Raw genomic sequence first — 11,496 nt, forward strand, 5'->3', positions numbered from 1 at the left:
GCATGAGCTTTGACCCCGTCGACTACACCTCCCTGGATGTGCCTGCAGCCCCCTTCTCCGATCCTGCTCGTATCCCGCACTTTCCCGAGGGCTCAGTCCCTCGGCACCTGGGAGTGATCATGGACGGCAATGGCCGTTGGGCAAAGCAGAGGGGCATGGAGCGCACCCAGGGTCACCGGGCCGCCGAGCCGGTGGTTTTCGACACCATAGCCGGGGCCATTGAGGCCGGGGTCCGATACCTGAGCCTGTATACCTTCTCTACGGAGAATTGGAAGCGCTCGCCGGCTGAAGTCCACTTCCTGATGGGTTTCTCCCGGGACATCATCCACCGTCGTGTGGCCCAGATGGACGACTGGGGAGTGCGCGTGCGCTGGGCGGGCCGTCGTCCTCGGCTTTGGAAGTCGGTCGTCGACGAGCTGGAGGCGGCCATGGAGCGAACCCGGCACAACACCAGAATCGATGTGATCTTCTGCATCAATTACGGAGGCCGGGCTGAGCTGGCCGATGCAGCCACCGACATCGCCCGGGAGGTGGCGGCCGGGCGGATCAAGGGCTCCAAAGTTACCGAAAAGATGATCGCCCAGCACCTCTACAACCCCGACATACCGGACTGCGATCTGGTCCTTCGTACCTCGGGGGAGCAGCGCACCTCCAACTTCCTGCCCTGGCAGGCGGCCTATGCGGAGCTGGCCTTTGTGCCCGAGCTCTTCCCCGACTGCGGGCGCGACGTGCTATGGCGGGCCATCGACGATTACATCCACCGGGACAGGCGCTTCGGCGGCGTGGACCAAGCCTAAAGAAAACAAGACAACTCAATTTGTGAAGTTAGCCATAGTCGTCCAAATTTACAGGTCTGAACACTCTCGTAATGCCCTTGAAAGGTAGTCTGTGTCTTATCGCAGCGGAGCAAGCCAAATCCGCTGTGGCAATCAGGGCAGCAAACGAAGCGAAGGAGTGACAGGCGTGGACGACAAGCAACGCATCATGCAGATCATCGAAGATAAGTCACAGGAGTTCATCGAGGCCGCCGATCATATTTGGGGTACCCCCGAGACCCGGTTTGCCGTGAAGGAGTCGGTCCAGCAGCACTACAAGGTGCTGGAGCAGGAGGGCTTTGACATCGAAAAGGGCGTGGGCCATATGGACTACGCCTACGTGGCGACCTGGGGCTCGGGCCGTCCGGTGATCGGCATCACTGGCGAATACGACGCCCTGGGAGGCCTCAGCCAGGTGGCTGATCTGGGCGAGCACAAGCCCTTGGTCGAAGGCGGCAACGGGCAAGGCTGCGGCCACAACATCCTGGGCATGGCCGCTGTAGCGGCAGGCGTGGGCATCAAGACCTTCATGCAGGAGAAGGGGCTCAAGGGGACCATCAAGGTCTTCGGCTGCCCGGCTGAGGAGTCGGGCTATGGCAAGGCCTTCATGGCCAGGGACGGGGTCTTCGACGGGCTGGACCTGGCCCTGTCCTGGCATCCCTCGGATGTGACCCAGGCCTGGGGCTCCTCCAGCCTGGCTGTCCTACAGGCCTACTTCGACTTCACCGGCGTGCCGGCACACGCGGCTGCGGCTCCCGAGCTGGGCCGGAGCGCCCTGGATGCCGCGGAGCTGATGAACGTGGGCGTGCAGTTCCTGCGCGAACACATGATCGATGCGGCCCGTGTGCACTACGCCTTCATCGATGCAGGCGGCGAGTCGGCCAACGTGGTGCAGTCCCACGCCCGGCTCTACTACTTCGTGCGTGCTCCCAGGATGGACCAGGCTCAGGATCTGTTCAAGCGTGTGGAGAAGATCGCCCAGGGTGCGGCCCTGATGACCGAGACCCAGGTCAAGGAGGAGTTCGATGCGGCCTGCTACAACTTCGTCCCCAACCATCCGCTGACCGAGGCCATAGACAGGAATCTGGACCTCGTCGGCCCCCTGCCCCTGGACCAGCAGGAGCTGGACTACGAACGCCGCTACACCGACACGGTCCCCGAGGCCGGCAAGCAGCGGGTGCTCAGCCGTACCAAGGCCGCCTTCCCCGATCTTCCGGATGAGGAAGTCAGGAAGATGGCCGAGTCCACCATGGCTCTGAAGAAGTATCCGCTGGCCTTCACGGATACGGCATCGGGGTCCACTGACGTCGGCGATGTCAGCTGGCAGACGCCCACCGCCCAGTTCAGCGGCGGGTTCGAGCCCCAGGGCACCTCTGCTCACTCTTGGCAGTGGGCGGCCAACGGCAAGTCCTCGGTGGCCCACAAGGGCCTGCTGGCTGCGGGCAAGACCCTGGCTCTGACTGCCTACGATGCCTTTACCGACCCGGATCTGGTCAAGGCCGCCAAGGAGGACTTCGACAAGACCTTCGCCGGCCAGGAGTACAAGGTCGTCATCCCTGACGATGTGATGCCCCACTGACCTACCTACTGTTCGGCTGCCGCCAGGCGGCAGCCGGCTTCGACTGAAGGATGACAGACCAATGGCAATCAAGCAATCCTCAAAAACGGCGAGCGGAACGCTGATCTTCTCCCTGATGGCCGGTTACTCGATCGTGTACATGGACAAGAACATGATCTCGACCGCCATCATCCCCATCTCCGAGCAGTTCCACCTTGACTCGGGGCAGACAGGCATCATTATGTCGGCCTTCTTCCTGGGCTACTCGCTCATGCAGATTCCCAGCGGCTGGCTGGCCGACAGGCTTGGGGCCAAGCGTGTGTTGATGGCCTCCATGATCATCATTGGTCTGTTCAGCTACCTGTTCGGCCTGGCCAATGGCCTGGCCTTCTTCATCATCGTCCGGTTCTTCGCCGGCATGGGCCACGGAGGCTACCCGCCCTCCTGCTCCAAGTCGATCGCGGAGAATTTCCCTCAGGAACGGCGCACCTTCGTACAGTCGCTGATCCTGTCGACCTCGGGCATCGGCGGCATCCTGGCCTTCGTCCTGGGCGCCAACCTGGTCGCCATCAACTGGCACCTGGCCTACGCTGTGCTGGGCACCCTCTATCTGCTGGCCTTTGTCTGCATTCTGATCTTCGTGCCCTCCAAACCCCGGCAGCCCGAGGTTGACCAGAAGCCCGGAGCCAAGGGTGCAGGGTTCCTCGAGGTCCTGAAGAACCGGAACGTGCTGGTCCTCTTCGTGGCCATGCTTCTGCTCAACATCCTCCTGTACGGCAATATCTCCTGGATGCCCACCTTCATAAAGAACACCTTCGGCCTTACGATTGGCCAGGCCGGCATCCTGCTGGCGGTCAATGCGGTCTTCACGACCGTCGCCACCATCTATGCTGGTCAGCTGCTCTCGAAGCTCTTCCTGGGCAGGGAGAAGGTGGCCATCCTGGGCGCCGGGGTGATCAGTGCCGTCCTGGTGGTCTGCTTCGTCTTCTCGCGCAACATCTGGCTCTCCCTCCTGCTGCTGATCCTGGTATCCTGCGTCTCCGTGGTGGCCTTCACCGGCATCTTCACCTGGCCCCACAAGATCATGGACCCGCACATCATCGGCTCCGCCATCGGCATCATCAATACCGGCGGCACCCTGGGCGGGTTCCTGGCCCCCATGATCATCGGTTACCTGGTCAAGGCCGCCGGCGGCTCCTTCGTCGGAGCCTTCCTCTTCATGGGTGCGGCGGCCATCGCCTCCGGCCTCATGGCTCTGCTGGTCAAGGTCGGCAAGTAAAGCCGAGGCTGAGGTAGCCTCGTTCAGGCTTCCGGGTCCGAAGATCAAGGGGTCCGAGATCGAGTCATGACTGCCGATTAAGTGCAAGCAGTCACTGTCAAAGGACTGTCGCTTCTTTAGGATCCTTCGATTCCTTGGTTCTGACCACAGGTGTTTAAATGAGGATGTTTTTACAAGAGAAAGGCCCGCTCCCTGAGCAATTTCAGGGAGCGGGCCTTTCCTATGCCGACCAGGGAAGTAGGATTAGCGATCCGGCTCTTCCCAGATGGTGCCCAGTTTGGCGATGGAGATGGAGTTAATCAGGGCCTTGCCTTCGCCGGATTCGGCAATCAGGCGGATGCCGCGCGGTCCTTCGGCGGGGAAGGAGTAGGAGGACATGATCTCCAGGCCGTCGTTTACGACGACCTCGATCGAGCCCCGGTCCACGATGATGCGCAGCTTGAGCTTGCCCGAGGACTTGTCGACGGGAGCAGTGCGGTAGCCACGGTCCCCATAGGTGTTGCAGTGGCGGTCGAGCACCACGCGGCCCAGCTGGTCGTCATAGCAGACCAGCGTGTGGTCACCTGATTGGGTCCGATGAATCTCCAGGCCGATGCGCTCGGCCTGGGACTTGTTCAGGTCGATCTCCATATTGATGTCGGCGGTCTGCGCATCGTCCACCAGATCCTGGCTGCCGTTGACCTCCAGCTCGATGGGACCGAAGTCCTGCCTGTCCTGGTCCAGGTCGGAGAACTCGCGTACTGGCAGGCAACGCAGGTGATCGCCGGCCAGGGTGACCTCGCGAGGTACGGTGAACTGGCCACACCAGCCATCCTCCTGCATGGGGATGGGTTCGGTGAATGGGCTCATCCAGCCGAAGACCAGCCGACGGCCGTCAGGGGCCTGGAAGGTCTGCGGTGCATAGAAGTTATGGCCGTCGTCCCAGAGGTGGAATTCAGTCTCCTGATGGAAGTCGCCGCCGGGCTGCCAGCTGCCGATCACATAGCCGGCGTTGTTGTGGTTGCGGGCTTCGAACCCATGGGGCTTCAGGCCCATGGCCGAGTAGCAGATAACCCATTTGTCCTCCAGGGGGAACATGTCAGGGCATTCCAGCATGAAGACCTCAGGGTCGGGGTGCCGGTAGATGACCCGGTCGAAGGTCCAGTGCTCCATGTCCTTGGAGGTGTACATCCAGATCTCGCCCCGGTGGGCGGGTGTGCTGACTCCGAAGACCATGTACCAGAGCCCACCCATCTTCCACACCTTGGGATCGCGGAAGTGCAGGATCTTGTCGTCGGGGCAGGGGACTACGACCCCCTTCTTTTCGAAGTGGATGCCGTCCGTGGAGACAGCCATGCACTGCTCCTGGAGGTTGCCGTCATCTTCATTGACCCCATTGCGCCAGCGGTGACCGGTGTAATAGATGGTCAGACGGCCGTCGTCGCCCACCACGGCCGATCCGGAGAAGACTCCGTCCTTCTCGACCTCCAGGGTGGGCGCCATGGCCAGGGGCTCGCGACGCCAGGTGACCAGGTCGGCGCTGGACACATGTCCCCAGTGCATGTTGCCCCACTCACTTCCGTAGGGGTTGAGCTGGAAGTAGGCATGATAGCGCCCCTTGTAGTAGCTCAGGCCGTTGGGGTCATTGATCCATCCGGCCTTGGAGGCGATGTGGCACTGGGGATACCAGCGGTCATTGCGGGTGGCGAAGAGCCGATCTATGCTCTTCTGGGCCTTGTTCAGCTGAGCGCTCATATCGGCGTTTTCCTTGGTTGCTGACTGGTTCATCCTTGAATCCTTTCGGGTTGGATGGGTGCTGATGATGATTGATCTGGGATCAGCCCTGGGTCACGGCGGACTTCTGTGAATCCCTGATGAAGGGATCGCCGTCCACCTGCTGGTCGTCGCGCTTGAGCACGAAGATGCCGTAGATCAGGGCAGCGAGAACCACCAGGGAGATGGTGTAGAAGGTGACCTGGTCGCCGGCGCGATCGTGGAGCATGCCCAGCGGGGTGGACAGGATCACCTGGCCGACCTGGGAGGCAATCTGGAAGCCCACCATGTAAAGGGTGGCGGACAGCTTGGGGTTGAAGTGCAGGGTGAAGTAGCGGAAGGCCGGCAGGCTGAAGAGCGGGACCTCGATGGAGTGGAAGAGCTTGACGATGGAGACCATGACCGGATCGTGGAAGAACCCGCACAGTCCGATTCTGGCGAACATGACCGTAGCCCCCAATAAGAGGGAGTTGCGCACGCCGATCTTGCGCATGATGATTGGGACGACTCCCATCATGGCTGATTCCAGGAAGACCTGGAAGGAGTTGAGGATGCCGTAGACCTGGTTGCCCAACTGCGGCGTAGCGAAGAGGTTGGCGTAATAAGTTGGGAACATCTGCTGGTCGAAGACCGTGTAGAAGGTGTTGGTGAAGATCATGAAGACGATCAGCAGCCAGAGGGCCGGCATGCCCAGCACGTGGAGCATATCACCCAGAGAAGGCTGGGACTTCTCGCCCTCGGGGGTCGATTCGCGGCGAATCTCGTCACGCTGTTCATCAGGGATCCAGAAGGCGTAGACCAGCAGCATGCATAGGCCAAAAGCTGATCCCAGCCAGAAGTTGATCATGGGATTGATGTTGAAGACAAAGCCGGCGATCAGGGCCACAATTGCGTAGCCGAAGGAGCCCCAGGCCCTGGACTGTCCATACTCGAAGCCGAACTTGCGAGAATAGCGCTCGGTGATGGCTTCGATCAAGGAGCAGCCCGACATGAAGCCGGCAGAGAGGACCACCGCGCCAAGCATGGCGCCCAGCATTATGTTGGAGCGCATGAGCGGCGCGTAGATGAATTGGACGAAGGGCCCCACCAGAGCGGCGATGGCAGCGATGAAGATGGCCAGACGGCGCTTGACTCCCAGTTCGTCCTGAATGACCCCGTAGACGAACATGATGATCAGGGTTGCTACGGAATTGATGGAGTAGATGTTGCCGACCTGGGTATTGGTCATGCCAAGCCCTGTTACCAGCCATCGCTGGTAGAAGGACCACCAGACTCCCCAGGCGCAGAAGAAGAAGAATATTCCGGTGGAGGATTCCAAATATGATGGATTCCTCCACGCCGATAATTTGGCGGCCATGCTGCCCCTCTTTCCTTGTTGTGCACCGCTTCTCCGCAGTGTCTTCCGGTTCGATGCACTTCCTATGTGCAGAGCGAATCCTTGTAGGTATAGTAAGCCGTCAATCGATTTACGTCAAACGATTGACTGTTGATGTCAGTTCTTACCCACACGGTGAGTGGTTAGCAGGGGATCTTGGCTGATTGGCTGTTGGCGACTGGTATCAAGCTAGCCAGAATTGGACCTGGGTTCGGCATCTTGCGACAGTGAAGGGGAAGGGTGAGTGTGGCTTAGCGGCTGGCCGGGACCAGGTCTGAGGTGGCATCGAGGCGGGTAGAGCCCTTGCGAATCAGGGCGCAATGGATGCGTACCCCGCCAGCTTGATCGAGCGGCGGAAGGACAGCACGGGTATCGGGCAGTGGAAGAGCACCGCGGCGGGGATTGATTTGTGCCAGCAGTCGTCGCACCGCCCAGAAGCCCATCTCGTAGTGAGGCAGTTCGACCGTGGTCAGGGGAGGGGCCGAGGTCTCGGCTACGACCTGGTGGTTGTCCACGCCCACCAGACTCAGGTCCCTGCCGATGACCAGATGGCGTGCGGCGGCGGCCTGGTAGAGGTAAAAGGAACGCGAATCATTGAAGCAGAAGACGCCATCGGGGTGCTGGTCGTCCATCAGATCGTTTGTCTGATCCATGGCCTCCTGATTGAAGCCCACCAGTCGGATTAAGGCCTGACTTGCAGGTAATCCCGCTTCCTTAAGAGCGGTCTGATATCCGCGTATTCTGTCTTCCTGCGCCGGCAGATCCTGTGTGGTGCCCAGGTAGGCCACTCGACGACTACCTGATTCGATCAAATGTCGGGTGGCATCGTAGCCGATCAGAAACTCGTCAGGCGCGATGCTGGGGCAGCGGTTGGCCCGCTCCACTGCGTTGACCACCACGGCAGGGCAGGAACGCAGCGTCTGGGGCAGGTCGACATTCTGGTCATACATCTTGGCGAAGAGGAAACCGTCCACCCCATAGCGCTTCAGGGCCTGAATCTGTTCTGATTCACGGATGCCCCCATCGGTGGAGACGGTGAGAAGCACATAGCCGCGCTCGGCCGCCGCATCCTGTGCGCCCTGAATGATGGCGCCGGCGTATGGCGTGGTGGCCACCTCTTCGCTGATGAAGCCCAGCATGCCGGTCTTGCTGGTGCGCAGGGACCGGGCCATGGGGTTGGGCCGATAGCCCAGGGTTTTGGCTGTGTTGCGCACCTTTAGGGCGGTCTCCGACTTGACCCTGCCCTTATCGCGGCCGTTGAGCACCAGAGAGACTGTGGAGACGGATACGCCTGTGCGTGCGGCAATCTGCTTCATCGTGATCATGGGCACACCTTAACCTGCTCAGGCGATTTCAGCCCGGTTGATCTTCAGTGACAGGGAGCTTTCAGCGGTTTTCCCCGCCCAGGATCCGGTCGACCCGCTCCACCTTCTCGTGAATCTGGTCCCGCTTGCCGGGACGGATGTCAAGCCTGAGATTGACGCCGGTCCGATACCCCTGCTCGGCCAGGACCCGTGTGGCTTCTTCCACGACCTCCATGACCCGGTGCAGATCCCCTTCGACGACCGTGCTCATGGCATTGGTCTGGTTGGGCAGCCCCGAATCCCTGATGACCTTGATGACCTGGGCCACATAGGTGGACAGTTCCTCACCCTGACCGGAGGGCGCAATCGTGACCTCGGCTACGGTGTTCAGATAGGATGGGTCGTTTACATCGGGCATATCGGGAACCTTTCCACATTGATTGGTGTTCGTAGGCAGGATGCCCGGTGTCCCCTGCGGTCACCAGCGCGGCCTCTCGCACCTTCCTCGATGGTAGGCCTTTACACTGACAGCAGGTCACCCGCCAAAGGTATGCTGGAGGCCGGTCATCAGGTCGTATACCCCCAGGAGGGGTTCCCGAGCAGAAGGTGTGATCAGTGGCAGTATCGAAACTGGATGAGGTCATCTCCCTGGCCAAGCGCCGAGGATTCGTCTTTCCCGCAGGGGAGATCTACGGCGGGACGCGCTCGGCCTGGGACTATGGCCCCCTGGGTGTGGCCCTCAAGGACAACATCAAGCGTGAGTGGTGGCGGACAATGGTGGTCACCCGCGACGACGTGGTCGGCGTGGACACCTCGGTCATCCTGCCCACAGCGGTCTGGGAGGCCTCGGGCCATGTGTCCGTATTCAACGACCCTCTGATCGAGTGCCTGAACTGCCACAAGCGTCACCGGGCCGACACCCTGGAGGAGGCCTACGTCGAGAAGCACGGCCACGATCCGGAAAACGGCCTCAAGGACATCCCCTGCCCGGACTGCGGCACCAAGGGCCAGTGGACCGAGCCGCGCGACTTCAACATGATGCTGCAGACCCACCTGGGTCCCGTCCAGGACGAAAAGAGCCTACACTACCTGCGCCCCGAGACCGCCCAGGGCATCTTCGTGGACTTCAAGTCCGTCATGGCCTCCTCACGTTCCAAGCCCCCCTTCGGCATCGCCAACATGGGCAAGAGCTTCCGCAACGAGATAACCCCAGGCAATTTCATCTTCCGTACCCGTGAGTTCGAGCAGATGGAGATGGAGTTCTTCGTCCACCCCGGCACCGACGAACAATGGCATCAGTACTGGATCGACGCCAGGACCCGTTGGTACGTGGACCTGGGCGTCAAGCCCGAAAACCTGCGCCATTACGAGCACCCCAAGGAGAAGCTGGCCCACTATTCCAAGAGGACCGTTGACATCGAGTACCGGTTCGGCTTCCAGGGCTCCGAGTGGGGCGAGCTGGAGGGCGTGGCCAACCGCACCGACTACGACCTCAAGGCCCATGCCGAGCACTCGGGCGAGGACCTGAGCTACTTCGACCAGGCCAGCGGGGAACGCTACATTCCCTACGTGATCGAGCCCGCGGCCGGTCTGACGCGCTCGCTGATGGCCTTCCTGGTGGATGCCTATGACGTGGACGAGGCCCCCAACACCAAGGGCGGGGTCGACCGTCGCACCGTGCTGCGTCTGGATCCGAGGCTGGCCCCGGTCAAGGCCGCGGTCCTGCCCCTGTCCAAGAAGCCTGATCTGCAGCGGATCGCCCACGACCTGGCCGCCGACCTGCGCCAGAACGAGTGGATGGTGGACTACGACGAGTCCGGTGCAATCGGCCGCCGCTACCGTCGTCAGGATGAGATCGGCACACCCCTGTGCATCACCGTGGACTTCGACACCCTGGACGACAAGGCCGTCACCATCCGCAACCGCGACTCCATGCAGCAGGACCGCGTGGCCCTGGAGCAGGTGGAGGACTATGTGCGCAAGGTTGTAGGCGAGCAGCGTGTCCGTTACCCCATGGGCCCGTCCGACCTGACCGGTACGCGCGCCGCTGACGGCTACACGGACCTGGCCAGCGAGCCGGGCACGGACGAAAGCGAACCCATCAAGGTGGCCGAGGCCGGTGGCCGGTACTGAGATTGATCGCCAGACCCTGAAGGTTGCCCCGGTGAAGCTGGGCCCGATAACCGTACCTGTTCCGGTCATGCTTTCGCCCATGGCGGGCGTGACCAACTGGCCCTTCCGCTTGCTCTGTCGCGAGTATGGACCCGACGGACTGTATGTGGGGGAGATGGTGACGGCCCGGGCTCTGGTGGCGCGCAACCCCAAGGCCTTCCGGCTCTGCCGCTTCGCCCCTCAGGAGAAGGTGCGCTCCCTGCAGCTGTACGGAGTGGACCCGCAGATTATGGAGCAAGCCACCCGGATGGTGGTCGATGCCGGCTGGGCCGATCATATCGATATGAACTTCGGCTGCCCGGTCCCCAAGGTCACCAGGCATGGCGGCGGGTCCGCCCTGCCCTGGAAGACCGACCTCTTTGCCGAACTGGTCCATCGGGTGGTCGCTGTCTGTTCCCCTGCCGGAATCCCCGTCACCGCAAAGATCCGGGTGGGCATCGACCACCAGCATGAGACCTTTATGGAGGCGGCCCATATCGCCCAGGAGGAGGGGTGCGCCGCCGTCACCCTGCACGCCAGGACCACGGCTGAATACTATGGCGGCCATTCCGACTGGGACCGGATCGCTCAGTTGGTCCAGGCCGTAGACATCCCCGTCTTCGGCAACGGTGACATCTGGACCGCCGAGGATGCCCTGGACATGTTCGCCCAGACCGGCTGCGCAGGCGTGGCCATAGGCCGGGGCTGTCAGGGCCGTCCCTGGCTCTTTGCCGACATCGCGGCGGCCCTGGCCGGCTCTACGGAACGGCAGGAGCCAACCCTGGGTCAGGTGGGAGCCATCATGGCCCGCCACGCCAGGCTTCTGGTCGAGTTCTATGACGGTGACGAGCGCATGGCCGTCCACGATATGCGCAAGCACGTGGCCTGGTATCTCAAGGGCTTCGCCGTAGGCGGCCAGGTACGCCGCGACTTCATGTCCTGCGAGAGCCTGGAGGATATGGACCGCTGCATCGCCAATCTGGACCAGGACATGCCCTATCCCCGGGCCGTGGCTGGCAAGCCCCGGGGTCGGGTCCGCTATGCCAAGAAGGTCCGCCTGCCCTATGGCTGGCTGGATTCGCGGACCACCACCCATCAGGAGCGCGAGACGCTCTTCGGCAACGACCCCATGGACGCCTCCTACTGAAGCCGGAAATATTTCCGTCACCAACCATGCGCACCCGGGTCTAGAATCAGGGTTTAGAATACGGACAGAACGGCGTGGAGGTTCTTTCGGAAGGCCAGGGCGGTTGGCTCTGACC

The 11,496-nt window shown here is 61.7% G+C and carries 9 protein-coding genes; 5 read left to right on the plus strand and 4 right to left on the minus strand.

Going from position 1 to position 11,496, the window contains the following annotated elements; all coding sequences use genetic code 11:
- Positions 1-2 precede the first annotated feature (2 nt).
- From GKC41_RS05605 to GKC41_RS05615, 3 genes are all read left to right on the plus strand, one after another.
- A complete protein-coding gene (locus GKC41_RS05605) occupies positions 3-797 on the plus strand; it encodes an isoprenyl transferase (RefSeq protein WP_154313340.1) in 795 nt (264 codons plus the stop codon).
- Between the two features lie 166 nt (positions 798-963).
- Positions 964-2,394: an amidohydrolase gene (locus tag GKC41_RS05610; protein ID WP_198186907.1), complete on the plus strand. Its 1,431-nt coding sequence runs from the start codon at positions 964-966 to the stop codon at positions 2,392-2,394.
- 61 nt (positions 2,395-2,455) lie between these two features.
- Positions 2,456-3,652 (plus strand): MFS transporter, encoded by a 1,197-nt coding sequence (locus GKC41_RS05615; protein ID WP_154313341.1) that lies wholly within the window; start codon positions 2,456-2,458, stop codon positions 3,650-3,652.
- Positions 3,653-3,895: 243 nt separating this feature from the next.
- Here GKC41_RS05615 and GKC41_RS05620 read toward each other — a convergent pair whose 3' ends face one another.
- From GKC41_RS05620 to GKC41_RS05635, 4 genes are all read right to left on the minus strand, one after another.
- Entirely contained in the window at positions 3,896-5,419 is a 1,524-nt protein-coding gene (locus GKC41_RS05620) for a glycoside hydrolase family 32 protein (RefSeq protein WP_154313342.1), read from the minus strand.
- A 49-nt stretch (positions 5,420-5,468) separates the two neighbouring features.
- Positions 5,469-6,761, minus strand: coding sequence for an MFS transporter (locus tag GKC41_RS05625; protein ID WP_154313343.1), 1,293 nt, complete (start codon positions 6,759-6,761; stop codon positions 5,469-5,471).
- A gap of 269 nt (positions 6,762-7,030) precedes the next feature.
- Entirely contained in the window at positions 7,031-8,104 is a 1,074-nt protein-coding gene (locus GKC41_RS05630; RefSeq protein ID WP_154313344.1) for a LacI family DNA-binding transcriptional regulator, read from the minus strand.
- Positions 8,105-8,165: 61 nt separating this feature from the next.
- Positions 8,166-8,501, minus strand: a complete 336-nt coding sequence (locus GKC41_RS05635) for an MTH1187 family thiamine-binding protein (protein WP_029677898.1) — start codon at positions 8,499-8,501, stop codon at positions 8,166-8,168.
- 197 nt (positions 8,502-8,698) lie between these two features.
- Here GKC41_RS05635 and GKC41_RS05640 point away from each other — a divergent pair, with 197 nt between their 5' ends.
- Positions 8,699-10,216 carry a glycine--tRNA ligase gene (locus tag GKC41_RS05640; RefSeq protein ID WP_029677899.1) on the plus strand — a complete coding sequence of 506 codons (1,518 nt, stop codon included), beginning with the start codon at positions 8,699-8,701 and terminating at the stop codon, positions 10,214-10,216.
- The gene (gene dusB, locus GKC41_RS05645; protein WP_198183992.1) at positions 10,203-11,381 is read left to right on the plus strand and encodes a tRNA dihydrouridine synthase DusB; all 1,179 of its coding nucleotides are present in this window, start codon (positions 10,203-10,205) and stop codon (positions 11,379-11,381) included. The genes GKC41_RS05640 and dusB overlap by 14 nt, the downstream gene beginning before the upstream one ends.
- Positions 11,382-11,496 lie beyond the last annotated feature (115 nt).

This window comes from Bifidobacterium asteroides, from assembly GCF_009683175.1.
Classification (GTDB): domain Bacteria; phylum Actinomycetota; class Actinomycetes; order Actinomycetales; family Bifidobacteriaceae; genus Bombiscardovia; species Bombiscardovia asteroides_H.

Excerpts from the sequence above, each read along its gene's own strand:
- GKC41_RS05615 (WP_154313341.1), top strand. The coding sequence starts at position 2,456 with ATGGCAATCAAGCAATCCTCAAAAACGGCGAGCGGAACGCTGATCTTC.
- GKC41_RS05605 (WP_154313340.1), top strand. The coding sequence starts at position 3 with ATGAGCTTTGACCCCGTCGACTACACCTCCCTGGATGTGCCTGCAGCC.
- GKC41_RS05625 (WP_154313343.1), bottom strand. The coding sequence starts at position 6,761 with ATGGCCGCCAAATTATCGGCGTGGAGGAATCCATCATATTTGGAATCC.
- GKC41_RS05635 (WP_029677898.1), bottom strand. The coding sequence starts at position 8,501 with ATGCCCGATGTAAACGACCCATCCTATCTGAACACCGTAGCCGAGGTC.
- GKC41_RS05620 (WP_154313342.1), bottom strand. The coding sequence starts at position 5,419 with ATGAACCAGTCAGCAACCAAGGAAAACGCCGATATGAGCGCTCAGCTG.
- GKC41_RS05630 (WP_154313344.1), bottom strand. The coding sequence starts at position 8,104 with ATGATCACGATGAAGCAGATTGCCGCACGCACAGGCGTATCCGTCTCC.